A 26,472-nucleotide genomic window follows, 5' to 3' on the forward strand; every position below is an offset into this window, starting at 1 on the left:
TCAGGACAGGGCGCGAATGGCCTCTGCCAGGTCAATCGCGCCGTCATACAGCGCCCGGCCGGAAATCGCGCCGTTCAATTCCACACCGCAATCACGCAGAGCGATCAGATCATCCAATGAGCTGACGCCGCCTGAAGCGATCACCGGGATCGATACGGCACGGGCCAAGTCCGCGGTGGCCTCAATGTTAGGGCCCTGCATCGCGCCATCGCGGTTGATATCGGTATAGATGATTGCAGCAACGCCGGCATCCTCGAAGCTGCGCGCCAGATCAGTGACCTGCACATTCGTCTCTTCAGCCCAGCCTTTGGTCGCGACCATGCCGTTGCGGGCATCAATGCCAACGGCAACTTTGCCGGGAAAGGCTTTGGCCGCCTTGCGCACCAGATCCGGGTTCTCGACCGCGATTGTGCCCAGAATCACTCGGGCCAGACCTTTGTCGATCCAGGTTTCAATGGTGGCCATGTCGCGGATACCGCCGCCAAGCTGGGCGGGAACGTTGCATTCCTTCAGAATTGCCTCGACTGGGGCGGCGTTGACCGGCTCACCGGCAAAGGCACCGTTCAGGTCAACCAGATGTAGCCATTCGCACCCCGCGTCGACAAAGGCACGGGCCTGGGCGGCGGGGTCTTCATTGAACACGGTCGCTTTGTCCATTTCTCCGCGCAGCAGGCGCACGGCCTGTCCGTCTTTGAGGTCGATGGCAGGATAGAGGATCATGTTGTCAGGCCTTGAATCGCTGTTTTCCCGGCGGGATATCGCACAGGCAGGGCAGGGGATGCAACGCGACGCAAAGTCAATCTTGCCCCACGTCCACCAGCGCGCCAGACTGCTGGTCAAATAGGGAGGATTTTATGAAGAAAACAACTTTTGCAGCAGCCTTGGGGCTGGCATCTCTGATTTCGGGAGCGGCGATGGCCGACCCGGTTGACGGTCTTTGGAAAACCCAGCCCGGAGACACCGGCGGGTATCTGCATGTTTCGATCGCCGAATGCGGCAGCGCGATTTGCGGTACCATCGATACCGCTTTTGACAAAGACGGGAATGAACAGTTGGAATATGAAAACCTCGGCAAGCAGATCATCTGGGATATGGTGCCCGATGGCGACGGCACCTATGGCGGGGGCAAGATCTGGGCTCCGGACAGAGACAAGACCTACAGCTCGAAAATGACCTTGGACAGCCAGAACAAGCTGACCGTCAAAGGTTGTGTTGCGGGTGGATTGGTGTGTCGCGGGCAGGACTGGACACGGGTTCAGTAACCGCTCAGGGCGTCCAGGTCAGGAAATTCCCGATCATGCGCAGGCCCACATCCTGGCTTTTCTCAGGATGGAACTGCATCCCGACCATAGTGTCACGGCCAATTACGGCCGTGACGTCCTGACCGTAATCCACATAGGCCAGACGTTGTGCCGGATCGCTGACCCGGAAATGGTATGAGTGGACGAAATAGGCGTGATCGCCTGACTTGACCCCGGCAAAAACCGGGTGGTCGCTTTCCAACACCAGATCGTTCCAGCCCATATGGGGCACTTTCAGCGATCGGTCTGACGGCGCAATCTGCACCACATCCCCAGCAATCCAGTCCAACCCATCGGTGTCAGTGTACTCATGACCTTTCGAGGCCATCAGCTGCATACCCACGCAGATACCCAGAAATGGGCGGGCTTTCTGCTCGACGGCTTCGACCATCGCGTCATAGATACCCTTGTGCCCGCGCAGCTCGGCCGCGCAGGCAGGGAAAGCGCCGTCGCCGGGCAGCACCAGCCGGTCGGCGCGCGCCACGACATCCGCGTCGGATGTGACCACGACCTCGCCGGCGTCCAGTTCCCGCGCCATGCGCTGAAACGCCTTTTCAGCGGAATGCAGATTGCCGCTTTCATAGTCGATAATGGCGGTGAGCATTTACAACGCGCCCTTGGTCGACGGAATCGCATCTGCTTTGCGCGCATCGGTCTCAACCGCGTCGCGCAATGCGCGCGCGACAGCTTTGAACGCCGCTTCTGCGATGTGGTGGCTGTTGAACCCGTGCAACTGGTCGATATGCAGCGTGATGCCGCCATGAGTGGCCAGCGCCTGAAAGAACTCGCGCACCAGTTCAGTGTCGAAGGTGCCAATCTTGGGTGTCGGCAGGTCTACGTTCCAGATCAGAAACGGTCGCCCTGACAGATCCAGCGCACAGCGCACCTGTGCATCGTCCATCGGCAGGTGACATTCGCCATACCGCCGGATGCCCTTTTTGTCGCCCAAGGCCTGTGTCAACGCTTGCCCCAGTGCGATTCCGGTATCCTCGACCGTGTGGTGGTCGTCGATGTGGTAATCGCCCTTGGCGCGGATCGTCATGTCGATCAGAGAATGGCGCGCTAACTGATCCAGCATGTGGTCAAAGAAACCGACGCCGGTCTGATTGTCATACTGGCCAGTCCCATCCAGATTGACCTCGACCGTGATCTCGGTTTCGGCGGTCTGACGGCTGATCTTTGCGCTGCGCATGGGCGAATTCCTTTTACTACAGGCGTGCTTATAGACGGGGTAGGGCGGGTTGATCCAGACCATCCGTCGCAATCGCCGCAAACTGTTGCAGGGGATTGCGCCCGGGCGCAGCCCATGTCAGCCTGCGGCCAACTCAACCAACAAGGCCCGGCCCATGTCCACCTGTGTTTTCATCCAGATCCGCTGCAAACCCGGCACCACTTACAAGGTGGCTGAAGAGATCGCGTTGCGCGAAATCCACTCGGAGCTCTACTCTACCAGCGGCGAATATGACCTGCTGCTGAAGCTTTACATCCCCGAGGCCGAGGATGTGGGACATTTCATCAATGAAAATCTGCTGGTGATCTCGGGTATAGAACGCTCGCTGACCACAATGACGTTCAAGGCCTTCTAGCCCTGCTCAAACGTTGTCACGCGGAAGATTCGGTCCGGGTCGTGATCGGAGTACTTCGGCGCGGTGTCAAAGACGTTCTTATGCGCCGTCCGCGCGGCCAATGTGAAGGTGGCTTTGTTCGGTTGCGGCATATGAACATATACGCGGGTCATGCTTTTTCAGCAGGCCGCGCCATAAGAAAACAGCGTTGAGTGAGAGGGTTTGTATCTGGAGCGGGCGAGGCGATTCGAACGCCCGACCCTAACCTTGGCAAGGTTATGCTCTACCCCTGAGCTACGCCCGCATCAGATACATATTTGGTCCGGAGACCTCTCAATGGAGCGGGCGAGGCGATTCGAACGCCCGACCCTAACCTTGGCAAGGTTATGCTCTACCCCTGAGCTACGCCCGCGCCGTTGAGTGAGGCGTGAAGTATTAATTCTGGCGGAAAGCTGCAAGGGGAAAAACGCGACTTTTGCAAAAAATCTTCTCGTGCGGAGGAAATCCAGACAGACTTGACCTCGCGTAGCAGCAGCCCGGTTCAACTGGACCGGTCGAGATTCCGCGTTAAGCTTTGCCCAGAGCTTAGGAATATTAATAGACGGAGCCACCCATGCTGACAATTACACCGGTTTATGCGGCATTAGCCGCCTTTTTGTATCTGGCGCTGAGCCTTCGGGTCATTGGCCACCGACAGGGCGAAAAGGTTTCCTACGGGGATGGTGGCAAGGGGCAAATGATCAAGGCGATCCGAACTCATGGCAATTTCGCGGAATACGCGCCGTTTGCGCTGTTATTGATGGCGATGGTTGAATTGCAGGGCGCCAGCGGGTTGCTGTTGAACCTGTTGGGATTGGCCTTGCTGGGTGGTCGCCTGCTTCATGCATATGGGTTTGGCAGGTCTCCGCAGATCGTTATCCTCAGGCAAACCGGAATGCTGCTGACATTTGGTTCAATCTTCGTAGCTGCAATAGCCAATATTGTGCTGGCGGTGTGAGCGCGGTGGGTCGCACACGCCGAAAAAAGCCACCATTTTACCCAAATTCAATTATTAACTAACTGTCAACGTTAACTCAGGTGCTTGATTTTGTGGTATCTGCTGCCACTGCTCAAGAAGGACAGGTGAATAATATGAAACGGTTCTTGTTACTTTCGCGTGTAGTTGCGACCTCATTTCTGCTGCTTGGCGCTGTAAGCTTTTTGGCGGTTGTTGCCGCACCTGATATGGCCATCGCCAAAAATGGTGGCGGCAATGGCAATGGTGGCGGCAATGGCGGTGGTAAAGGCAATGGTAGTGGAAATGGGAACGGCGCGGATAAGTCTGGCGACAAGTCCTCACAGGTGAAAGGTGGCAAGTCCTCGGGCAAAAAGGGGACAGGCAAAGGGTTGCTCGCCAGTCTTGGCCTGAAAAAGCAAAAAACTGCCAAAACGGGCGCTACGTCTCAAAAGAAAAACGGGCTGGTCGCTTCGATTGGTAATCTGGTCAAGGGCAATAAGAAACCTGCCAAGATGACCAAAGTTACCACTGCTGTCGTTGATGAGGAGCCGGTTCACCCCAACAAGCACGGCAAAATTGCATCGGAGCTTAAAGGTCTGAACGCAGCCCATGCCAGCCAAACGGCTCTTATGAATGCGTCCCCGAACAGTATGCCAGGAAAACTGTACTCTTATCAGCAGAGCATTCTTGGTCATACCGATGCGGCGACAGATCTGCAGGATAAGAACGACGAGCTGGAAGACCTGCAGGAACTGACCGCAGAAGAGATCGAAGAGGCCTATGAGCCGACCGAGGACGAGCTTACCGAGGGCATCACCGCTCAGGACAAGTACGACGACGCGGTCGAAGAGGCTGCGCTGGCCGTAGAGGAGGCCGAGACAAACCTGGCCGGATCTTCTGACCCGCAAGAGGCTCTGGATACTCTGACCGGCGGTCGCGAGTTGTCTGACGACGCCCTGAACGAGCTGCACGACCTGCTGGGTCTGCCGGCGCTTGCGGATTATGATGTTTCTAATGATGAAACAGAAAAGGCATTGGTCGAAGATGAGGTTGAAGAAGAAACCGTAGACGGCTGAACCTTAACCCAATGAAATGGAAAAGGCGCGCCCCAGAGGCGCGCCTTATTTTTTTGCTATTCCAGCTCGATCAGCAGGTCCTTGGCGTCAATTTGGCCGCCTGGCTGAACGTGGATGGCTTTGACTACGGCGTCCCTTTCGGCGTGAATGCCAGTTTCCATCTTCATGGCCTCGATGGTCAAAAGCATATCGCCTTCTTTGACCTCTTGTCCCGCAGTAACCGCAACGGTTGCCACGACACCCGGCATCGGTGCGCCGATATGTGCGAGGTTGCCGATTTCCGCTTTGGGTCGGGCCTGCGTGGTTGACGTCACCAGACGGTTTGGCACCCGGATCACACGGGGCTGACCGTTCAGTTCAAAGAACACTTTGACCTCACCATTTTCATCGGTTTCACCGATGGCCTGACAGCGAATTTCCAGAGTCTTGCCGGGATCGATTTCCGCGGCGATCTCTTCGCCGGGCTCCATTCCATAGAAGAATGTGCGCGTGGGCAGGGTGCGGACGGGGCCATAGATCCGGTGGCGACCCATGTAATCAAGGAACACCTTGGGATACATCAGGTATCCGTTCAGATCCTCGTCGTCGACCTCTTTGCCGTCCAGTTGTTTGGATAGCTCGGCGCGCGTTTCCTCCAGATCGACCGGGGGTACGTCTTTGCCGGGGCGGTCAGTGTTGGGGCTTTCGCCCTTAAGCGCCTTGCTGATGATCGCATCAGGGAACCCGCCCGGAGGCTGCCCCAGATTGCCGCGCATCATGTCGATGACCGAATCCGGGAAGGCCACATCCGAGTCCGGGTTTTCGACATCGGCGCGCGTCAGCCCCTGGCTGACCATCATCAGCGCCATATCGCCAACCACTTTTGACGAAGGCGTGACTTTGACGATATCGCCGAACATCTGGTTCACGTCCGCATACATCTGCGCCACTTCATGCCAACGCTCTTCCAGGCCAAGGCTGCGCGCCTGAGCCTTGAGGTTGGTGAACTGGCCACCAGGCATCTCGTGCAGATATACCTCGGATGCGGGGGCCTGCAGGCTGGATTCAAAGGCCGCATACTGGCCTCGGACCACCTCGAAATAGTCGCTGATTTCGCGGATGGCCTTGATGTCCAAACCGGTGTCGCGTTCCGTATGGCGCAGCGCTTCGACCACAGTGCCCAATGTCGCCTGAGAAGTGTTGCCACTGAAGCTGTCCATTGCGCAATCTACTGCGTCCACACCCGCTTCGGAGGCGGCCAGAATGGTGGCGCTGGCGATACCGGCAGTGTCGTGCGTGTGGAAGTGGATTGGCAACCCGACCTCTTCTTTCAGCGCACGGATCAAAATCTTGGCCGAGGCTGGTTTCAGCAGGCCGGCCATGTCTTTCAGGCCCAGAATATGAGCCCCGGCATCGCGCAGCTCTTTCGCCATGCCGACATAGTATTTTAGGTCATATTTGGCACGGTTCGGGTCCAGAATATCGCCAGTATAGCAAACGGTGCCTTCACAGATTTTACCGTTCTCGACCACCGCATCCATCGCGACACGCATATTTTCGACCCAGTTGAGAGAGTCGAAGACGCGGAACACGTCGATATTTTCTGACGCCTGACGAACGAATTCCTGCACCACGTTGTCGGGGTAATTGGTGTATCCAACCCCGTTTGCGCCGCGCAAAAGCATCTGGGTCATCAGGTTCGGCATCACCTCGCGCAGGTCACGCAGACGTTGCCACGGACATTCCTGCAAGAACCGATAAGCCACATCGAATGTGGCGCCGCCCCAGCATTCGACGCTGAACAGCTGCGGCAGGTTGGCCGCATAGCTCGGGGCTATTTTGATCATGTCGATCGACCGCATCCGCGTCGCCAGCAGCGACTGGTGCCCGTCGCGCATCGTGGTGTCGGTGATCAGCAACTGGCGCTGAGCCTTCATCCAATCGGCCACCGCCTGCGGGCCCTTTTGTTCTAGCAGATTGCGGGTGCCCATCTGCGGCTCACTTTTCAGAGCCGGGGCCTTGGCCTCTTTCAGATCGGTACGCGGTTCGGGACGATCCTTGGTTTCAGGATGCCCATTCACGGTGATATCCGCAATATAGGTCAGAACCTTGGTGCCCCTGTCACGGCGTCGTTTAAAGGTGAACAGCTCGGGCGTCGTGTCGATGAACTTGGTGGTGTATTCATTCGACAGGAAGGTCGGGTGTTTCAGCAGGTTGATGACAAAGTCGATATTGGTGCTGACGCCACGAATACGGAACTCGCGCAGCGCTCGGTCCATTCGCGAAATCGCGGCCTGTGGCGTCGGGGCCCAGGCCGTGACCTTGGTCAGCAGCGAGTCGTAGTACCGCGTGATTACACCACCCGCATAGGCCGTGCCGCCATCTAGGCGAATACCCATGCCAGTAGCTGAGCGGTATGCGGTGATGCGACCGTAGTCGGGAATAAAGTTGTTCTGTGGGTCTTCGGTTGTGATCCGGGTCTGAAGGGCATGACCGTTCAGGTGCACATCCGCTTGGCTGGCGGCGCCGGTGGCTTCGGCCAACGATTTGCCCTCGGCGATCAGGATCTGTGCCTGCACAATGTCGATACCTGTGACTTCCTCGGTGACGGTATGTTCCACCTGAACGCGCGGGTTCACCTCGATGAAGTAGAACTTGCTGGTTTCCATATCCATCAGGAACTCGACGGTGCCTGCGCATTCATAATTTACATGGGCGCAAATCTTGCGGCCCAGTTCGCAGATTTCCGCGCGTTGTTCTTCGCTGAGATACGGGGCAGGCGCGCGTTCCACGACTTTCTGATTACGGCGCTGGACCGAGCAGTCGCGCTCATACAGGTGGTAAATTTCGCCATGTTTGTCGCCCAGAATCTGCACCTCGACATGGCGGGCGCGGATAATCATCTTTTCCAAATAGCCCTCGCCATTGCCAAAGGCAGCCTCGGCTTCGCGGCGGCCTTCCAGGACTTTTTCTTCCAGTTCGTCCTCGGATTCGATTGGGCGCATGCCGCGGCCACCTCCGCCCCAGGATGCTTTGAGCATCAGGGGATATCCGATCTCTTTGGCTTGTGACCGGATCGCGTCCATATCGTCACCCAGCACTTCGGTCGCAGGGATTACCGGAACTCCGGCGGCGATGGCCACGCGGCGGGCGCTGGCCTTGTCGCCCAAGGCGCGCATGGTTTCGGCCTTTGGTCCGATGAAGGTGATCCCGTTCTGGACGCAGGCATCCACGAAATCTGGGTTTTCCGACAACAAGCCATAGCCCGGGTGGATGGCATCCGCACCACATTCCTTGGCCACGCGAATGATCTCGTCAATGCTGAGGTAAGCGGCAACCGGCCCCATCCCCTCGCCGATGCGATAGGCCTCGTCCGCCTTGAAACGGTGCAAGCCAAGCTTGTCCTCTTCCGCATATACGGCGACTGTGCGTTTGCCCATCTCATTCGCTGCGCGCATCACGCGAATAGCAATCTCGCCGCGGTTGGCGATCAGGATCTTGTCGAAATGTGTCATATCAGGTCCCGGTCCTGTTTGTTTGGCGAACTTCTAGGCGAACAATACGCGCAGGTATATCGGTGATTTGGGTAGAACCGGCATGTTAACGCTCGCAAACGCCTCCTGTTGGTGAATGCTTGATAGCCTTGCTGCGCTGCGGCATCAAGACTGGTGAATTGCGGCGTGATTTGGCGTGTTCATTATGAACTTTTTGGCCACGGTCGGCAGGTGCTTTGCCAAGTTTCGACTAGCAGGCAAGTTGCGCGCATGGTCGTGCCGGGTGCCGAGCCGATTGACTTCAAGCACGTTGGGAATGAAAGGCCTGACCGCGCCCGGTTTTCGTGGATGTGCAGCCCTGAGAGGTTTCGGGCAGATCGTTTGCGTGCTGCTTGCCTCAAATCATTGCGTTACTTCTTTATCCGATCCTCTGAAAGATCACCGACCGTTTAAGAGTCTAGGGATTGTGCCGCTCAAAGGCGATAGGGCTGGCTAGGACGGTTGGCAAGATCGCGATGTGGCCAAGATCTTGGAGAAAGCTAACAAGTATAGAAGTGGCTACCTTGCCCGCGCAATCAGGCGCCGGGTAAGTGAAGTTTTTGCTAAGTATTAGCAAGAGCTTCACGCCGCCGCGACTGGGCCTGAAGTCCGAACCTTTTGGCCGTTGCTATCAGCGGACCCGGTTTCGGTTGGCGTTCCCTTGGCGACTTGCACCTGATTGCGCCCTTTGTCTTTTGCCATATACAGCGCGTCATCGGCGGCGCGCATCAAATCTTGCGGCATGGTGCCGTGCGCCGGGTAATGCGATACACCAACCGAAATCGTTATTCGCGGCAGCGACTTGTCACCGTATCGGACCGAAACCGCTTCGACCGACTGCCGTAATTTCTCGGCACGGCTCACCGCGTCATCCGGGGTGTTGTCCGGCAAGATCAGCATGAATTCCTCACCACCAATACGGCAGGCAACCTCGTCCCGGTCACAGCCCTGTTCCAAGGCGGCTCCGACTGCGCGCAGCACCATGTCGCCTGCATCATGGCCATGAGTGTCGTTGAACTTCTTGAAATGATCGACATCAACGGCGATCAGGCTCAGCGGTACACCGGTCTGTTGACTGCGTGAAATAGACTTGCGCAGGGTTTCCGTCATATGACGACGGTTGAACAGTCCGGTCAAAGGATCACGCACGGACTGGTCGTGCAGCTGATCGCGCATCCTCACATTTGCAATGGCCATGCTGATCTGTTCAGCGCAGAGCTGCGCCAGTTTCCTGCTGACGTGAAACTCTTCTTCGCAGTTTTCATGTGCCCGAAGATGCAACAATCCAACCGTCTCGCCATGAGCCAGAATCGGAAAACAGAAATATTGGCGCCCGTCATGCGGTTCCGCATGTTCGCAGATGAAATCAATCTCGGAGGCGCCGAATTCATAGGTACGCCCCCGGCGCAGACCCCAGCACCCCTCGGGGTGGATATGTGCCTTATGGGTGCCGCCGTTCCAACTGGCACAGCCATCAAGCACATCGCGCGAGTTCGAGTAGACGTAAACGCTGCCCTCTGCTTCGGGCAGGATATGGGTCATAAAGCGCGAAACCATATCGAACAGTTCATCCAGCGAACGGCTGGATTGCAGCCATTCGTTCAGCTCCCCTAGCAGCCGCACCTCACGCGCCAGGCGGAGCTGGTCTGCCATCAGATCACGCTCTTTCTCGGATTGTTTGTGCAAAGAGCGCAGTTGCGCCCGGTTGGTCCTGTAGGTCACCAATGACACCATCGCCAGCGCCAACAGGGCCACACCGCTTAGAACGATCAGCGAAATTCTCAGCCGGGTTATGAAGGTCGCCCGCAAATCCGAGATATCGGTAAAAAACTCTATCGCACCGATGAAGCGACCGTTTTTTGTAACCGGCATAAAGACTTTGACTATGTGATGCGCACTGGAGTTCTGAATGTTGCCTGTGTGCAAGTCCAAGCCGTCAATCTCGGATAGGGGCACAACCTCTTGTAAATAGTACACCATTCCCCGGGCAACATCGGCGCGAAAGAACGCGCTGTCTTCGCGCAGACCGACCTCACCTTGACGAGTGGACCAGACCACGCGTCCACTCGTGTCGAACAACCTGAACCGGTAGACATCCGATGCTTCGGGCATCGAGGTCAGAAACTCTGCGTCATGCCCGTCTATATGGCCGGTTCGCAGCGTTGTTTCGGGGTCTTCAAGATGCAAAACAACGCGGCGTTTCCACAATTCTGACTGTTTGAGGATATCTGTCCGCAGCATCCGTTCCACCAAGGGCGCAGGAAGCCTATAGACACCCCAGCCCGCTCCAATGGCGAGGCTGATCAGCAATAGGGTGATCCCGGTCCATTTGAGTCGATGATTGATCGTCCCCCGCTCAGCCAATGCCATATCCATATGCTCCCAAACCTTTGGGCCAAGCATCTGACCTAAGGCTTTACAGAGAGTTAATGGCATCAGTCGAACACCGCTTCATTTGGTTGGAATTGAACGCAAGGAAAATCTTAAAAGCTTGTGAACAAGCCGTGAACAAAGCCTTTCCCTTTGCGCCCATCCGGCGTAGTTTGAGAGTATGAGCAGTTTTGACGAAATGGACGCCTTCGAGGGCGCATTGCTGTCGGCGCGGGCGATGCCTGCGGTGGCTGTCGACTATTTGAACGACCTCAACCCGGCACAGCGCGAAGCGGTCGAGCGGCTGGACGGTCCGGTTTTGATGCTGGCAGGTGCCGGCACGGGCAAGACCAAGGCACTGACCGCGCGGATCACCCATCTACTCAGATCACATCGGGTACGCGAGAACGAGATTTTGGCCGTGACCTTCACCAACAAGGCCGCGCGCGAGATGAAAGAACGGGTCGGGCGCATGTTGGGCCGACCTGCCGAAGGGATGCCGTGGCTGGGAACGTTCCACGCGATCTGCGTCAAACTGTTGCGCCGCCATGCCGAACTGGCGGGCCTCAAGTCGAATTTTACTATTTTGGATACTGATGACCAAAAGCGCTTGCTCAAGCAACTGACTCAGGCAGCCAATATCGACGACAAACGCTGGCCTGCGCGGATGCTGGCCGGGATCATTGATGACTGGAAAAACCGCGCGCTGACGCCAGATAGGGTGCCTGCTGCGGATGCCGGAGCTTATAATAACAAAGGCATTGAGCTTTATGCCCAATACCAGACCCGCCTGCGTGAGCTGAATGCGGTGGATTTCGGCGACCTGCTGTTGCACATGGTCACGATCTTTCAAACCCATCCGGATGTTCTGGAGCAATACCAGCGCTGGTTCCGCTACATCCTCGTGGACGAGTATCAGGATACCAACGTCGCTCAGTACCTGTGGCTGCGGCTGCTGGCCGGGGGGCACAAGAATATCTGTTGCGTCGGCGATGATGATCAGTCGATCTATGGCTGGCGCGGGGCCGAGGTGGGCAACATCCTGCGGTTCGAGAAGGACTTTCCCGGCGCCTTCGTGGTGCGGTTGGAGCAGAACTATCGCTCGACCCCGCATATTCTGGCGGCGGCGTCGAAGGTGATCCGAGGCAATGAAAGCCGGTTGGGCAAAGAGCTTTGGACGGCTGCAACGAGTGGAGAAAAAGTCAGCCTGATCGGTCATTGGGATGGCGAGGAGGAAGCTCGCTGGATTGGAGAGACGATCGAGGACCTCGCCAACGGTAGTTCACCTTTTGCTAAACGAAGGCAAAACTCTCGATCAGAACAAATGATGAAAGAGGTGGAGCGTCTCGACGAATTGGGCGCACTACGAGAGCTTAATAGTAGAGAGCAAGTTCTTGATCAGTTGAAGGAGCATAAGAGCTACTTTGCGGAAGAAGGCTTTTGGGCGGAAGAAAGTAACCAAGACCTCGTCTGGGAGTTAACAATGAGGCAACAAGAGGGGCTTTCCTTGGAAGCTCCTTTCCAAAGATTTGATCTCGACGAAATCGCCATCCTCGTGCGCGCGTCGCACCAGATGCGCGCGTTCGAGGATCGGTTTCTGACCATCGGGATGCCTTACAAGGTGATCGGCGGGCCCCGATTCTATGAGCGAATGGAGATTCGCGATGCCATGGCCTATTTCCGGCTGGTGGTCAGCCCTGAGGATGATCTGGCGTTCGAGCGGATCGTGAACACGCCCAAACGCGGCCTTGGTGACAAGGCGCAGCAGACTATTCAAGTGGTGGCGCGTGAAAACGGGGTGTCCCTGGTCGAAGGCGCGCGGATCGTGGTCGAGCAGGGGTTGATCAAGGGCAAGGGCGGCAAGGCGCTGCGCGAGTTGATCGACGGGCTGGCTCGGTGGAATGCGATGACACGCGGACCACGTATCGAAGTGGATGATGACACCGTCATTGATGACGGGGTGTCTCCGATCCGCTATGGCGCGCCCGAGCACACGCATATCGAACTGGCGCAGATCGTGCTGGATGAATCCGGCTATACCGCCCATTGGCAGAATGAGAAAACGCCCGAGGCGCCGGGGCGGCTGGAAAACCTCAAGGAACTGGTCAACCAGCTGGACAATTTCGAGAACCTGCAAGGGTTCTTGGAACATGTCAGCCTGGTCATGGACAATGAAAAGGAAACGGATGGGGCAAAGGTCTCGATCATGACTCTGCATGCGGCCAAGGGGCTGGAGTTTCCCGCCGTGTTTCTACCAGGTTGGGAGGACGGGTTGTTCCCGTCGCAGCGGTCGATGGACGAGACCGGAATCAAGGGGCTCGAAGAGGAACGGCGCCTGGCCTATGTGGGCATCACCCGTGCCGAAGAGGTCTGTACGATTTCCTTTGCCGCCAACCGCCGGGTGTTCGGGCAATGGCAGAATTCGATGCCATCACGGTTTATTGACGAACTGCCCGAGGAGCATGTCGAGGTTCTGACGCCTCCGGGACTCTATGGCGGGGGGCAGCCCTCGGCCGGGATCGAAACCCGTGCGGCTGAGGCAAATGTCTATAACTCACCCGGCTGGAAACGGCTGCAGGCGCGGCAGGGACAATATGGCATGTCGCAACCGCGCGAAACCCGCAACACGGTGATCGACGCAACCGCAGTGGCAAGTTTCACGCTGGGCGAACGGGTGTTTCACAAGAAATTCGGCTATGGCGCTGTGGAGGGCATCGAGGGCGACAAGGTTGAGGTCGCGTTCGACAAGGCGGGCACCAAGAAGGTTGTTGCCCAGTATCTTTTTCCGAAGGACGACGTTCCGTTTTAACCAAAAGGAATGCGCCTGACGGCGCATGCTCAATGTTTTGAAAGGCGCCTGGGTGGGCGCCTTTTTCTTTGGGAGAAACGAAAAACGGCGGTTCCCAGGGAGGAGGAAGGAAACCGCCGTTCTTTTCAACACCAAGGCAGGGAGGAGGAGAGCCCCGATGTATCCGAACCCGGGTTTGATCCCGGTATGAGGAAGACGCGGCGACGTCAGGGAGGAGGAGAGACGTCGCCGCGTACTTTCAACATCAGGGCAGGGAGGAGGAGAGCCCCGATGTATCTGCTTCCGGCGTTCAGGGCCGGTATAAAAGGCGGCAACGTCAGGGAGGAGGAGAGACGTTGCCGCAGATTACAGACCCAAGGGAGGAGTAGGGTCTGATCTCTGTATTGCTGTGCGCTTAACGCGCGAATTGTTCTTCTGCGGCCTGCATTGCCAGCCGACGGATCATTGAGCGGTGCAGGCCCAGGTCGGCCAACTCGCGATCGGACAGCTCGGACAGTTCGTTAACCGTCTGGCGGTAGGCCCGATAGCGTGCAAACCGGGTTTTTGCGGTTTCGATCATCGAAGCCAGGCCGAATGCCGGAGCGCTTCTCAGAGCGGTTTGTTGTGTTGCTACACCCATCTGCGTAACCCGTTTCGTATGTTGGTGCCGAAGTGTTTCGGCGTTTGCTTGAGGATGAAAATAAGCAAATGCTGCGATCGCACAATAGCTGACGTCGTCAATGCTGCTATGCAGCAAATGCATGGATATCAAAGAGTTGAATGTTGGCAATCGAATATGCCTTAAAAATATGGGTTTGAGTTGCGCCAAGGGTGTCGCTCCTAACCCGGTTCCACTGAAAACCATAGGATCGTGACGTAAGGTCCGATTGCTTCGGTACGGTTATCGAAGCAGCCGAACGGCTGGGCTCGTGCGTATATGGGAAATCGTGGGTTCAGGTGGCTTTTAGTAACTTGGGAGTGCGTGGGAACCGAGCCACCTTTGTTGATTCGTAGTTTGGAATGGAGGATTTGCTGGCTCTATCTACGGGGAATCGACGAAAGTAAAAAAATGTTGGGAATTCATGGGACGCTCAGAATTGCTCTGATTTATCTATATATGGTTACTATAAGGTAGTTGTATCCTAATTATGGTGTATAAATTGAGTTTCCATTCATTTTCTTATCGATTACATTGTGAGTTGGGGCATGAGTGTGAGAAATTTTCTATTGATTTCCATGAATTCCCATGTCATCCCTTAGTTATCCGATGAGGACGAGGCACATGGGGCGCTAAACGACCCCGAACCAATAAAATCAGGTTTCATACAGGCTTCTCGCTTTCATCAATCAAGAGATCCGGCGCGCGGGCGAGCAGACATCCCCCCAGGTGGCGCGCGCAGCTGGACATCCCGCAAAGCGGGTCAATGCGGCGGGTTGATCAGTGGCAGCAGATCAACCCGCCGTTTTAATTCTGGGGGGAGTGAGAATTTCAAGTGGGGCGCAAGCGAAAGGGACAGTCGTCTTGGCGCGCAGGTTTAGAGGTGAAAGCCACCATAAGGTGGACACGAAGGGCAGGGTATCAATCCCGGCCTCGTTTCGCCGTGTGCTTGAAGCTTCTGATCCCAACTGGAAGCCCGGTGACAATCCCGAACTTGTAATTGTTTATGGCGATCACCGGCGCAAATTCCTTGAATGCTATACTATGCAGGCGATTGACGAGGTTGACGCCAAGATCGATGCGCTTCCGCGCGGTTCGATGCAGCGGAAAACCCTGCAGCGTATGTTCCACGGGCAATCCTTTCCGACCAATGTGGACGAGACCGGGCGTCTGGTCCTGCCTGCCAAGCTGCGCAGCAAGATTGACCTAGAGGGCGAAGCCTTCTTTATTGCTGCCGGCGACACGTTCCAGATCTGGAAGCCTGAAACCTATGAGTCTGATGAATTGGCGGCGGCCGAAGAATGGCTGGATGATCAGCCCGAAGATTTTGACCCTCTGGTGTTCCTAGATGGCGTCGGGGACGCGTGACGGCATGGCCGGTGCGCAACCCTCTTCTGACAAACCACATATTCCGGTATTATTGCGCCCTTTGCTGGCTGCGGTCTCTCCGGTGTCGGGTGTTTGGTTGGACGGAACCTTTGGTGCCGGGGGATATACCCGTGGCCTGCTCGAGGCAGGCGCGGACAAGGTCGTCGGCGTTGATCGTGATCCGCTGGCCTTTGAAATGGCTGCGGACTGGGCCAAGGGCTATGGCGATCGGCTGGTGATGCAGCCCGGCGTCTTTTCGCGTCTGGACGAATACGCGCAGGACTTGGACGGGGTGGTGCTGGACCTTGGGGTTTCCTCCATGCAGCTGGATTTGGCCGAGCGTGGCTTTTCCTTTATGAAGGACGGCCCGCTGGACATGCGCATGAGCCAGGACGGCGAAAGCGCGGCTGATCTGGTCAACACCGCAAGCGAAGCGCAACTCGCCGACATCCTGTTTCACTATGGTGAAGAACGCGCCAGCAGGCGAATTGCCAGGTCTATAGTCAAGGCGCGGGCGGAAGAGCCGATCACAACCACTTTGCGGTTGGTGGGGCTTATCGAATCCTGTCTGCCCAGGCCCAAACCCGGTCAATCGCATCCCGCGACACGCAGCTTTCAGGGGCTGCGCATCGCGGTGAATGCAGAATATGAAGAATTGTTCCAGGGCCTGATGGCCGCTGAGCGCGCGCTGAAACCTGGCGGGCAGCTGGCTGTTGTGACGTTTCATTCGATCGAAGACCGCATGGTCAAGCGGTTCTTTCAGTCGCGGGCGGGCAAAACAGGCCGGGCAAATCGCTATGCGCCCGAAATTACGCAGGACCAGCCGCAATTTACGCTCAAAACCCGTAAGGCAGTGGGGCCGGACGAGCAGGAATTACAAGAAAACCCGCGTTCGCGCTCAGCCAAGCTGCGTGTTGCTGTGCGCACTGAGGCTCCGGCGGGGGAAATTGAAGCCCGCGCCATTGGGATGCCGCAACTAGGGGGAAGGGCAAAATGAAGAGTGTATTGTATGTGTTGACTGCCTTGGCCGTGTTCGGGGTGGCCCTTTGGGCGTATCAAGAGAACTACCGCACCCAGCAAGTTGTGAAAGAAACGCAAACACTGCAACGAGAGATCGGCGTGGCGCAGGTCCGACTGGCCGTTCTGAATGCGGAATGGGCTTATTTGAACCGTCCTGATCGTCTTCGAGAGCTGGCGGATCTGAATTTTGAACGTCTCGGCCTGCTGCCCTTGCGAGCAGAGCAGTTTGGGCGCGCGGATCAGGTTGCCTATGCCGAGGATCCAGATCTTCCGATTGTCGATCCCATCGAATTGCAGGCGATAACCAACATTAAGGCGTTGGGAGAGGTGCAGTTCCCATGACGCGCACGCCCCTCCGCCCTCTGGCCCGTGTCCTGGATGCGCGTGCACGCGGTGAAAATCCCAAGGTTATCGAGCGCGAAAACATCCAGAAGCGCCATGAAGATATGAAGGACAGGGCCCGTGCTCGGGCCGAGGGCCGTTTGCTGGTGCTGGGACTTTTCTTCTTTTGCGCCTTCTCGGTGGTTGGTGTTCGGATGGGGATGCTTGCGACATCCGAGGCGCAAGAACCCTTGGCCAACGCCCCCGGTGCCACAATCGCGATGCAGCGCGCCAATATTGTTGACCGCGAAGGGCGCATTCTGGCCACCAACCTGGACACCTATTCCGTCTATGCCCAGCCGCCGTTGATGATCGATCCGATTGCCGCCGCGGATCAACTGGTGGCAATCTTCCCGGATTTGGAAAAAGACCGTCTGATCAAGGATTTCACCGGCAACCGCAAGTTCCTGTGGATCAAAAAGCGCATCTCGCCCGAGCAGAAGCAAGCCGTGCATGACATCGGTGATCCAGGTATTCTGTTCGGCCCGCGCGAAATGCGCCTTTACCCGAATGGCAAGCTGGCAGCACATATCCTTGGCGGGTCAGGTTTTGGGCGTGAAGGCGTCAGTGCTGCCGAGGTGATCGGCGTGGCCGGGATTGAAAAGCAATTCGACGATTATCTGCGGGACCCTGCCAACGGAAACAAGCCGCTGCAACTCTCGCTGGATCTGACTGTACAGGCCGCTGTCGAACAGGTGCTTTTTGGTGGCATGAAGATCATGAACGCCAAAGGCGCCTCAGCCGTTTTGATGGATGCGCATACGGGCGAGGTCATCTCGGCGGCGTCGCTGCCATCCTTTGATCCCAATGATCGCCCGCGCCCCCCGACGTCGGGGTTCGATCCATCGGACAGTCCTCTGTTCAACCGCTATGTGCAGGGCGTTTACGAGCTGGGATCTGTGTTCAAGATATTCACCGCCGCGCAGGCAATTCAGCTTGGTCTGGTGAACTCTGAAACGATCATCGACACCTCGGGTCCGATGAAAATCGGGCGTTTTCCGATTGGTGAGTTCAACGGCAAGAATTACGGCAAGATCAGCGTGGCGGATGTGATCGTCCACAGCTCGAACCGGGGTACTGGGCGTCTGGCGCTGCAAATTGGCGCGCAGCGGCAACAGGAATTCCTGCGTTCGCTGGGCATGTTCGAACCGACCCCGTTCGAGATTGTCGAAGCAAAAGGTGGCGAGCCGCTCAAGCCCAAGAAATGGGGTGAGCTGAGCACAGTGACCATTTCTTATGGCCATGGCTTGTCGACCAGCCCGATGCATCTGGCGGCGGGATATGCGGCGATTGCCAATGGCGGGTATTATGTCAGCCCAACGATTCTGCGCAGGAGCGGGTCACAATATGGCCCGCGCGTGATGTCTCTGGGCGCTGCGACGCAGGCGCAGAAGATGCTGCGCAAGGTTGTCACCGACGGCACAGCGAGCTTTGGCGATGTCGCCGGCTATGACGTGGCAGGTAAAACCGGTACGGCAGACAAACCGAAGCCGCGCGGTGGGTACTATGATGACAAAGTCATCGCCACTTTTGCGACGATCTTCCCGGCCTATGATCCGAAGTACGTACTTATCGTCACTCTGGATGAACCTTCCATCGTGGCCTATGGCGAAAAACGCCGTACAGCAGGGTGGACAGCCGTACCTGTGGCTGCGGAGCTGATCGGGCGTGTCGCGCCCTTGTTGGGATTGCGCCCCCGGCTTGAGCCTGAGGCGCGCGCTGCTATAACGCTGACCTCGAATTAGGCGTCCGGCGAAAGGTGGGTCATGGGCACTAGGACTAAGAAACTCAGCCAACTGGCCCTGACCGCACGTGCGGGTGCAAACCCTGAGATTACCGGGTTGGCCGTTGATAGCCGCGAGGTCAAAGACGGTTATCTGTTTGCGGCACTTCCGGGAACGCGCGTCCATGGCGCAGAGTTCATTCAATATGCTCTGCGCATGGGGGCCGCCGCAATCCTCACCGATGCCGAAGGGGCCGAGGTCGCAGCGGGCGTGCTTGCGGGGTCGGATGCCGCGCTGGTGGTGGTTGAAGACCCAAGGCAGGCGCTGGCAGGATGCGCAGCACTGTGGTTCGGAAAGCAGCCTCAAACCATCGTGGCTGTGACGGGGACCAATGGTAAGACCTCTGTCGCGACCTTTGTCCGCCAAATCTGGATGGAACTGGGTCATGCGGCCGTCAACCTGGGCACAACCGGGGTCGAGGGCGCATGGACTGCCCCTCTGGCGCATACAACGCCCGAACCGATCACCCTGCATCGGTGTTTGGCCGAGGCGGCTGAGAACGGTGTGACACATGCCGCGATGGAGGCATCCTCGCATGGTCTCGAGCAGCGCCGCCTCGACGGGGTACAGTTGGCGGCAGCGGGTTTCTCGAATTTCACCCAGGATCATCTGGATTATCACGAAACCTTCGAGGCGTATTTTGCCGCCAAAGCAGGACTTTTCGACCGCGTGTTGCCTCAGGACGGCACGGTTGTGGTCAACATGAGCGATCCAAAGGGTGGGCAGGTTCGTCGTATCGCTGAAACCCGCGGGCAAAATGTGCTGACCGTTGGATTGGGTGATGCAGATCTGTGTCTGCTCAATCAGCGCTTTGATGCAACCGGGCAAGATCTGCGGTTTTCGTGGCAGGATAAGGTGTATCAGACCCGATTGAACCTGATCGGTGGGTTCCAGGCTGAAAACATCCTGCTGGCATGTGGGCTGGTGATCGCTGGCGGCGAAGATCCCACGCGTGTTTTCGAGACCCTGCCGCATCTGACGACGGTCCGGGGACGGATGCAACTGGCTGCGACGCGTGAAAACGGGGCTGCTGTGTTTGTCGATTACGCCCATACGCCAGATGCTGTGGCCACGGCACTCAAGGCTTTGCGCCCTCATGTTATGGGCCGGCTGATTGCCGTCATCGGTGCCGGCGGAGATCGTGATGCGACCAAGCGCCCGCTGATGGGCAAGGCTGCGGCCAATAACGCTGATGTGGTATTTGTCACCGACGACAATCCCCGCACCGAAGACCCAGCTACCATTCGTACTGCGGTGATGCTGGGCGCGCCCGAGGCAACCGAAGTGGGTGATCGTGCCGAAGCCATCCTGCGCGGCATAGATGCCCTGCAACCGGGTGATGCGCTGCTGATCGCCGGTAAAGGGCACGAGACAGGCCAGATTGTGGGCGATCAGGTTTTACCTTTCGACGACGTAGAACAGGCCAGCATCAGCGTGGCCGCCCTCGACGGGAGGGTGGCATGACGCTCTGGACTGCGGCCGAGGCCGCTGCGGCCACGGGTGGGCGTGCCACTGCTGATTGGCAGATCAATGGCGTATCCATCGACACCCGGACACTGCAGTCCGGCGACTTGTTTGTTGCTCTCAAAGCGGCACGCGACGGCCACGATTTTGTGGCGCAAGCGCTTGAGAAGGGCGCAGGCGCTGCGCTGGTCTCGCAGATACCCGAAGGCGTTTCCCCGGACGCGCCGTTACTGATCGTAGAGGACGTGCAGACCGGGCTTGAGGCGCTGGGACAGGCGGCTCGTGCCCGGACAGAGGCGCGCGTGGTCGGTGTAACCGGCAGCGTCGGCAAGACATCGACCAAAGAAATGCTGGTCAACATCTTGGAAATGCATGGAAAAACACATGCCAGCGTTGCCAGCTACAACAACCATTGGGGGGTGCCGCTGACGCTGGCGCGGATGCCGCGCGATACCGAATTCGCTGTGGTCGAGATCGGGATGAATCATCCCGGAGAGATTGCTCCGCTGGCGCGTCAGGCCCGCCCGCATGTGGCCTTGGTTACCACCGTCGCGGCAGTCCATCTGGAAGCATTCGAGTCGGTTGCAGGTATTGCGAAAGAGAAAGCCGCGATATTCGAAGGGTTGGTCCCGGGCGGTGCGGCCATCGTGAATGCGGATATCGAACACGCCGACATCCTGCGCCAATACGCAGATGAGGCCGGAGCAGGGATCGTCGATTTTGGGCGCGCTGCGTCAGATTACGTGCTGACCGATGTTGTGCAGAAACCGGACTCGGTCCATGCGACGGCCAGGGTCGACGGAAAAGCCATCTCCTTTGATGTGCAATCAGCAGGCACTCATTTTGCCATGAATGCACTTGGGGCATTGGCGACCTGCATTGAACTTGGTGTCGACCTGAACGAAGCCATCGCAGGCTTGGGCAACTGGTTGCCGGTAAAAGGTCGCGGCGTTCGCGAGCAGATTTCACTGCCGGATGGTGGTCAGGTCGAATTGCTGGACGACAGCTATAACGCCAATCCAACTTCGATGGAGGCTGCCTTGGAAGTTTTGGCCGCCTCACAGGGCAGGCGCCGGATCGCATTTCTGGGTGATATGAAAGAGCTGGGCGCGCAAGAGATCCCCATGCATGCTGCGATGGCGAATGTCGCGGCTATGACGCAGATGGATCAGGTTCACTGCATTGGCCCGCTTATGAAAGCGCTTTACGATGCGTTGCCAGCGGAAAAGCGCGGACTTTGGTTTGAGACCAGCGTTGAGATGGCTGAACGGCTGCCAGAGCTGATCTGCGCAGGCGACACTGTTCTTGCCAAAGGATCACTCAGCATGGCGCTGGCGCGAATTGTTGACGGTTTGCGGGAAATGGGGCAAGGGGACGCGCTTGAGCCATGATCGCCGCACGGGAAAGGTATTGATATGCTCTATTGGTTGACCGGCCTGTCGGACGGAGGGGATTTTTTCAATCTCTTCCGGTACATCACGTTCCGGGCGGGCGGTGCCTTTATGACAGCGCTGATTTTCGGGTTTATCTTTGGCAAACCGCTGATCAATGTTCTGCGCCGCAAGCAGGGCAAAGGGCAACCGATCCGGGATGATGGCCCCGAGGGGCACTTTTCCAAGGCGGGTACGCCGACCATGGGCGGCTTGCTGATCGTGGGCGCGCTTGTCACATCGACACTGGTTTGGGCACGGTGGGACAACCCCTATGTCTGGATGGTCTTATTCGTAACGTTGGCCTATGCCGCCATTGGGTTTGCAGATGACTATGCCAAGGTCTCCAAGCAAAACACCAAAGGTGTTTCTGGAAAAATGCGGTTAGGACTTGGTGTGATTATCGCGGTTCTGGCGTCTATTTGGGCCACGATGCACCACCCTGAGGCGCTGCAGAATCAGCTTGCGGTGCCGGTATTCAAAGACACGCTGCTCAATCTGGGGATATTCTACATTCCCTTCGCGATTGTCGTGATCGTTGGGTCCGCAAATGCGGTGAACCTGACTGACGGGCTGGACGGGCTGGCGATCATGCCCGCAATGATCGCCGCATCGACCCTGGGGATTATCGCCTATGCAGTGGGCCGGGTCGACTTTACCGAGTATCTCGATGTGCATTACGTGCCCGGAACCGGCGAGATCTTTATTTTCACCTCGGCCCTGTTCGGCGCTGGCCTTGGGTTTCTATGGTACAACGCGCCGCCTGCTGCCGTGTTCATGGGCGATACTGGATCGCTTGCCTTGGGCGGCGCTTTGGGAGCGATTGCGGTGGCCACCAAACACGAATTGGTGTTGGCTGTCGTCGGAGGTCTGTTCGTGGTCGAAGCGCTGAGCGTGATCATCCAAGTGCTGTATTTCAAGCGCACTGGTCGTCGCGTGTTCCTGATGGCCCCGATCCATCATCACTATGAGAAAAAGGGGTGGGCAGAACCCACCATCGTTATCCGGTTCTGGATCATCTCTCTGATCTTGGCGATGATTGGGCTTGCGACGCTGAAGGTCCGGTAGGCTCCCGCCAGGTTCGGAGGACAGCCGGCCCGCCGCCTCCTGTTGGGCCGGGCTCGCGCTGCGCACGAACCTGCTGTCGATCTTGCCAATGGCAGGTTCATCTGTGCAGTGTGTCGGCGCATTTGAAGTCGAAAGAAGGTGGGAAATATGATCCCGGTCAAAGGGTTTTCAGGACAGAAAGTTGCGGTTCTGGGGCTGGGTCGGTCTGGCCTGACCACGGCGCGCGCCTTGCGGGCCGGTAATGCCGAACCCGTCTGCTGGGATGATAATCCGGCTGCACGCGCGGCGGCCGAAGCCGAAGGGTTCACATGCTGCGATCTAGGCCGTCACGGGGCGTTTGATGAGGTTGCCTGTCTGATTGTCTCGCCCGGGATACCGCCTCTCTACCCATCGCCGAACCCTGTGGTGGCGGCGGCGCTTGAGGCCGGGGTGCCCGTGGATAACGATATCGGTTTGTTTTTCCGCTCGTTCGCTGGGCCGGAATGGGACAATCTCGATACTCCGCCCCGCGTGGTTGCGGTGACCGGGTCGAACGGGAAATCAACCACCGCCGCCCTTATCCATCATATCCTTATCGAAGCCGGCCGTGAGGCACAGCTGGCGGGGAATATTGGCCGAGGCGTTTTGGACATTGATCCAGGGGGCAATGGCTCGGTCGTGGTGTTGGAGTTTTCGAGCTATCAGACAGAGCTTGCGCGGTCGCTGACACCTGATGTGGCCGTTTTCACCAATCTGTCACCGGATCATCTGGATCGTCACGGTGGCTTGGGGGGCTATTTTGCCGCCAAGCGCCGTCTGTTTGCCGAAGGTGGCCCTGACCGTGCCGTGATCGGAGTGGATGAGGACGAAGGCGCCTTTCTGGCCGGTCAGCTGGCCGAAGCGCCAACGGATGACCGGGTGATCCGTATCTCGGTTGCCCGCAAGTTGACCGGACCCGGATGGCAGGTATTTGCGCGCAAAGGGTTCCTGTCGGAGTATCGCAAGGGGCGACAGGCAGGGTCGATTGACCTGCGCGAGATCAAAGGTCTGCCCGGTGCACACAATCACCAGAATGCCTGTGCCGCCTACGCCGCGTGCCGCGCGTTGGGGTTGGCCCCTCGGATCATTCAGGATGCGTTGCACAGCTATCCGGGCCTGCCGCATCGCAGTCAGATCATCGCCGAAGCGGATGGGGTCACCTATGTGAACGATTCAAAGGCGACCAATGTCGACAGCGCAGTAAAGGCGTTGAACGCGTTCAAGAAGGTCCGCTGGATCTGTGGCGGGCTTGAGAAAGAGGGCGGGTTGTCTGCACTCAACTCAGCCAGTGAACATGTGCTCAAGGCTTATGTGATCGGGCGCGAAGCTGCCGGATTTGCAATGCAGTTACAGGCAGATACCGTGGTTTGCACCACAATGGCAGAAGCCGTTGAACAGGCAATGAACGACGCGCAGTCGGGCGAGACGATTTTGCTGGCCCCTGCCGCAGCCAGCTTTGATCAATATGACAATTTCGAACAACGCGGTGAGGATTTTGCCGAACAGGTTCGCAAACGGCTTTAGGACACGCCATTTGCAATAGATCGCCGGTTGGGCCAAGCTGAGATGCTATCAGCTTGACGCGCCATATTTTTTGGTTTTGCTACCCGTCAAATTCAACACGAGGTTATGACTATGCCATATCGTAAGTTTTCCCTGATCCTGCCTGCCATTCTGATTGCGGGTGCCTGCACCAACACTGGCGCAAACTACCAACCGATCATCGATGGTCCGGTTGGCCCGAATTACAACGTTGATCTGCAGCAGTGCCAACAGCTTGCGGCATCGCAGGCATCTGTTGATGGCACCACGGCCGGGAATGCAGCCATCGGCGCCGTTGGCGCAGCCGCAGTGACCGGGATCGTACAGGACAGCAGCGATAATCTGGGCCGTGCTGCAGTTGCAGGTGCGTTGGTTGGCGCCGGTGCGGATGTGATCAACAAGAACCAGAACAAAGAAGTGTTGGTGCGTAACTGCATGCGTGGCCGTGGGTACAACGTCGTCGGCTAGTGCCGCGCAAATACCGTGTCGGCTAACCCCGACTGGCGATTGCAGTTCCAGCGGCATGGCCTGAGGACCATGCCCATTGGAAATTGTACCCGCCCAGCCAACCGGTGACATCCACCGCTTCACCTATCGCATAGAGGCCGGGGACATCCCTGGCCTCCATCGTTTTTGACGACAGATCATCGGTGTCGATGCCGCCCAGCGTGACCTCGGCGGTGCGATAGCCTTCGGTCCCGGAAGGGGTCAGATGCCAGTTCGACAGGGCCTCGACCAGGTCCGAAAGGGCAGTGTCCGATTGGTCGGCCAGATTGCCATGCATGGGAATGTGTTGGCTCAGGAAATCGACCAATCGCGCGGGTAACTGCCGGGAAAGTTCAGTAGTCAGGGCTTTGCGTCCGCTGTTTTGGCGCTGATCTCGCAGCAGGTCGAACAGTGGCATATCCTGGATGAGGTTGACCCGGATCGCCTCACCCTCGCGCCAGTATGAGGATAGTTGCAGCGCAGCTGGTCCGCTGAGGCCGCGATGGGTGAAAAGCAAAGCCTCGTCAAAGCTGGTCCGGTCGTTCGACAGCCGCGTCGGCAGCGAGACACCGGACAGGTCCTTGAACCTGCCATCGGAAAAGGTGAACGGCACCAGAGCCGCGCGTGTCTCGGTCATCCGCAATCCAAACTGGTGCGCGATGTCATAAGCCAGACCCGTCGCCCCCATTTTAGGGATCGACTTGCCGCCTGTGGCCAGTACCAGATTGGTGCAGGTCAGGGCATGACGCTGCCCCTCGCGCTCAACCGTCAGCGCGAAACCAGTGTCGGTTTTGCGCAGGTCCTTCATCTCGGTCCTTACCCACAGCTCGGCCCCGGCGCGCTCTATTTCATCCAGCAACATTTGGATGATCTGTTTCGAGGAACCGTCGCAGAACAGCTGTCCCAGTGTTTTCTCGTGCCAAGCGATGTCATGACGCCCGACCATTTCAATGAAATCCCACTGCGTGTAGCGTGCCAATGCGGACTTACAGAAATGCGGGTTCTGAGACAGGAAGTTGCCTGACCCTGCATACATATTGGTGAAATTGCACCGCCCGCCGCCCGATATGCGGATTTTCTCACCCGGCGCCTTCGCGTGATCGATCACCAGAACGCGCCCAACGCAATGGGCGGCACACATCAAGCCAGCAGCACCGGCACCCAGGATGATCGTATCATAAGTCATGCGCGGGGGATGGCGTGGAATGGCTGGGATGGCAAGGGGGAGACGTGAAAACGCGCTGCAAACGTCCGTCCGTGACTGTGGCTCCGTCCTCTGATTGGTTTGGGAAAATGGAATGAAATTGGCAGTTGGAACATTTGTGATATTGGCCGGAATACCATGTGCCAGAATACGCCCGACAAAAAAGCTCAATATGACGCTCTGCACAGGAGGGCGGTTCAGTGATCACGCGCATTTCCCAAGTCACAGTTCAACTGGGAAAAAAGGCTGAATTGGTCGAATCCAGGGGGATAAAGCACAACGATCTTGTTCCCTAGGTGATCCGAACGCCCGGGACGGGAAGCCCTGAAGCGGATCACTGGCTTGAAGGCGCCAATTTCCCCCTGTTGCGGCGTCATTCCACTAGCCCAAACGCTAAAACCCCTGTAGACTCGCACGTAGACCCCGAAAACGGGGCGTTG

22 protein-coding genes and 2 tRNA genes are annotated in these 26,472 nt (G+C 57.5%); 14 read left to right on the forward strand and 10 right to left on the reverse strand.

Going from position 1 to position 26,472, the window contains the following annotated elements; translation table 11 throughout:
• Positions 1–720 carry a 1-(5-phosphoribosyl)-5-[(5-phosphoribosylamino)methylideneamino]imidazole-4-carboxamide isomerase gene (gene hisA / locus AC2FFF_RS08135; protein ID WP_142636874.1) on the reverse strand — a complete coding sequence of 240 codons (720 nt, stop codon included), beginning with the start codon at positions 718–720 and terminating at the stop codon, positions 1–3.
• Positions 721–854: 134 nt separating this feature from the next.
• Here hisA and AC2FFF_RS08140 point away from each other — a divergent pair, with 134 nt between their 5' ends.
• A complete protein-coding gene (locus AC2FFF_RS08140; protein WP_142636876.1) occupies positions 855–1,262 on the forward strand; it encodes a DUF2147 domain-containing protein in 408 nt (135 codons plus the stop codon).
• A gap of 4 nt (positions 1,263–1,266) precedes the next feature.
• On the opposite strand, the gene hisH is transcribed toward AC2FFF_RS08140, so the two are convergent.
• Both hisH and hisB read right to left on the reverse strand, forming a co-directional pair.
• Positions 1,267–1,905 (reverse strand): imidazole glycerol phosphate synthase subunit HisH, encoded by a 639-nt coding sequence (gene hisH / locus AC2FFF_RS08145; RefSeq protein ID WP_271949515.1) that lies wholly within the window; start codon positions 1,903–1,905, stop codon positions 1,267–1,269.
• On the reverse strand, positions 1,906–2,493 hold the full coding sequence (gene hisB, locus AC2FFF_RS08150; protein WP_142636880.1) for an imidazoleglycerol-phosphate dehydratase HisB: 588 nt from the start codon (positions 2,491–2,493) through the stop codon (positions 1,906–1,908).
• A 154-nt stretch (positions 2,494–2,647) separates the two neighbouring features.
• Here hisB and AC2FFF_RS08155 point away from each other — a divergent pair, with 154 nt between their 5' ends.
• A complete protein-coding gene (locus AC2FFF_RS08155; RefSeq protein ID WP_142636899.1) occupies positions 2,648–2,887 on the forward strand; it encodes an Lrp/AsnC family transcriptional regulator in 240 nt (79 codons plus the stop codon).
• Here AC2FFF_RS08155 and AC2FFF_RS08160 read toward each other — a convergent pair.
• The 3 genes from AC2FFF_RS08160 to AC2FFF_RS08170 all read right to left on the reverse strand — a co-directional run bounded on the left by AC2FFF_RS08160 (position 2,884) and on the right by AC2FFF_RS08170 (position 3,278).
• Entirely contained in the window at positions 2,884–3,039 is a 156-nt protein-coding gene (locus AC2FFF_RS08160; protein ID WP_185956685.1) for a hypothetical protein, read from the reverse strand. The two genes, AC2FFF_RS08155 and AC2FFF_RS08160, sit on opposite strands and share 4 nt — an antisense overlap.
• Positions 3,040–3,095: 56 nt before the next feature.
• Positions 3,096–3,170 (reverse strand) — tRNA-Gly (locus AC2FFF_RS08165).
• Positions 3,171–3,203: 33 nt separating this feature from the next.
• Positions 3,204–3,278: transfer RNA gene (locus AC2FFF_RS08170), tRNA-Gly, on the reverse strand.
• A gap of 201 nt (positions 3,279–3,479) precedes the next feature.
• On the opposite strand from AC2FFF_RS08170, the gene AC2FFF_RS08175 reads away from it, so the two are divergent.
• Both AC2FFF_RS08175 and AC2FFF_RS08180 read left to right on the forward strand, forming a co-directional pair.
• Complete coding sequence (locus tag AC2FFF_RS08175; RefSeq protein ID WP_281972758.1) at positions 3,480–3,863, forward strand: MAPEG family protein; 384 nt, start codon at positions 3,480–3,482, stop codon at positions 3,861–3,863.
• 134 nt (positions 3,864–3,997) lie between these two features.
• Positions 3,998–4,939, forward strand: coding sequence for a hypothetical protein (locus AC2FFF_RS08180; RefSeq protein WP_496882912.1), 942 nt, complete (start codon positions 3,998–4,000; stop codon positions 4,937–4,939).
• 56 nt (positions 4,940–4,995) lie between these two features.
• Here the strand turns inward: AC2FFF_RS08180 and AC2FFF_RS08185 are convergent, their stop codons facing one another.
• Together AC2FFF_RS08185 and AC2FFF_RS08190 are read right to left on the reverse strand one after the other, a co-directional pair.
• Positions 4,996–8,433: a pyruvate carboxylase gene (locus AC2FFF_RS08185; protein ID WP_281972760.1), complete on the reverse strand. Its 3,438-nt coding sequence runs from the start codon at positions 8,431–8,433 to the stop codon at positions 4,996–4,998.
• A gap of 600 nt (positions 8,434–9,033) precedes the next feature.
• A complete protein-coding gene (locus AC2FFF_RS08190) occupies positions 9,034–10,821 on the reverse strand; it encodes a sensor domain-containing diguanylate cyclase (RefSeq protein ID WP_142635191.1) in 1,788 nt (595 codons plus the stop codon).
• 181 nt (positions 10,822–11,002) lie between these two features.
• On the opposite strand from AC2FFF_RS08190, the gene AC2FFF_RS08195 reads away from it, so the two are divergent.
• The gene (locus tag AC2FFF_RS08195) at positions 11,003–13,630 is read left to right on the forward strand and encodes an ATP-dependent helicase (protein ID WP_281972761.1); all 2,628 of its coding nucleotides are present in this window, start codon (positions 11,003–11,005) and stop codon (positions 13,628–13,630) included.
• 394 nt (positions 13,631–14,024) lie between these two features.
• Here AC2FFF_RS08195 and AC2FFF_RS08200 read toward each other — a convergent pair whose 3' ends face one another.
• Complete coding sequence (locus tag AC2FFF_RS08200; RefSeq protein WP_142635057.1) at positions 14,025–14,249, reverse strand: DUF1127 domain-containing protein; 225 nt, start codon at positions 14,247–14,249, stop codon at positions 14,025–14,027.
• Positions 14,250–15,167: 918 nt separating this feature from the next.
• Here AC2FFF_RS08200 and mraZ point away from each other — a divergent pair.
• From mraZ to AC2FFF_RS08245, 9 genes are all read left to right on the forward strand, one after another.
• On the forward strand, positions 15,168–15,635 hold the full coding sequence (gene mraZ / locus AC2FFF_RS08205) for a division/cell wall cluster transcriptional repressor MraZ (RefSeq protein WP_271950297.1): 468 nt from the start codon (positions 15,168–15,170) through the stop codon (positions 15,633–15,635).
• Between the two features lie 4 nt (positions 15,636–15,639).
• Positions 15,640–16,632 carry a 16S rRNA (cytosine(1402)-N(4))-methyltransferase RsmH gene (gene rsmH, locus AC2FFF_RS08210; protein ID WP_281972837.1) on the forward strand — a complete coding sequence of 331 codons (993 nt, stop codon included), beginning with the start codon at positions 15,640–15,642 and terminating at the stop codon, positions 16,630–16,632.
• Positions 16,629–16,997, forward strand: coding sequence for a cell division protein FtsL (gene ftsL, locus AC2FFF_RS08215; RefSeq protein ID WP_142635053.1), 369 nt, complete (start codon positions 16,629–16,631; stop codon positions 16,995–16,997). The genes rsmH and ftsL overlap by 4 nt, the downstream gene beginning before the upstream one ends.
• Positions 16,994–18,781: a peptidoglycan D,D-transpeptidase FtsI family protein gene (locus AC2FFF_RS08220; RefSeq protein ID WP_142635051.1), complete on the forward strand. Its 1,788-nt coding sequence runs from the start codon at positions 16,994–16,996 to the stop codon at positions 18,779–18,781. The genes ftsL and AC2FFF_RS08220 overlap by 4 nt, the downstream gene beginning before the upstream one ends.
• 21 nt (positions 18,782–18,802) lie before the next feature.
• Complete coding sequence (locus tag AC2FFF_RS08225; RefSeq protein WP_496882913.1) at positions 18,803–20,284, forward strand: UDP-N-acetylmuramoyl-L-alanyl-D-glutamate--2,6-diaminopimelate ligase; 1,482 nt, start codon at positions 18,803–18,805, stop codon at positions 20,282–20,284.
• Entirely contained in the window at positions 20,281–21,675 is a 1,395-nt protein-coding gene (locus tag AC2FFF_RS08230; protein ID WP_281972763.1) for a UDP-N-acetylmuramoyl-tripeptide--D-alanyl-D-alanine ligase, read from the forward strand. The genes AC2FFF_RS08225 and AC2FFF_RS08230 overlap by 4 nt, the downstream gene beginning before the upstream one ends.
• A 24-nt stretch (positions 21,676–21,699) precedes the next feature.
• A complete protein-coding gene (gene mraY / locus AC2FFF_RS08235) occupies positions 21,700–22,782 on the forward strand; it encodes a phospho-N-acetylmuramoyl-pentapeptide-transferase (protein WP_142635045.1) in 1,083 nt (360 codons plus the stop codon).
• Positions 22,783–22,929: 147 nt separating this feature from the next.
• Positions 22,930–24,324 carry a UDP-N-acetylmuramoyl-L-alanine--D-glutamate ligase gene (gene murD / locus AC2FFF_RS08240; protein ID WP_281972764.1) on the forward strand — a complete coding sequence of 465 codons (1,395 nt, stop codon included), beginning with the start codon at positions 22,930–22,932 and terminating at the stop codon, positions 24,322–24,324.
• A gap of 111 nt (positions 24,325–24,435) precedes the next feature.
• On the forward strand, positions 24,436–24,810 hold the full coding sequence (locus tag AC2FFF_RS08245; protein ID WP_246097157.1) for a glycine zipper family protein: 375 nt from the start codon (positions 24,436–24,438) through the stop codon (positions 24,808–24,810).
• A gap of 22 nt (positions 24,811–24,832) precedes the next feature.
• On the opposite strand, the gene AC2FFF_RS08250 is transcribed toward AC2FFF_RS08245, so the two are convergent.
• Positions 24,833–26,014: a BaiN/RdsA family NAD(P)/FAD-dependent oxidoreductase gene (locus AC2FFF_RS08250; protein WP_281972765.1), complete on the reverse strand. Its 1,182-nt coding sequence runs from the start codon at positions 26,012–26,014 to the stop codon at positions 24,833–24,835.
• Between the last annotated feature and the right edge of the window lie 458 nt (positions 26,015–26,472).

The sequence above is a fragment of the Ruegeria sp. YTSA226 genome (assembly GCF_059609905.1).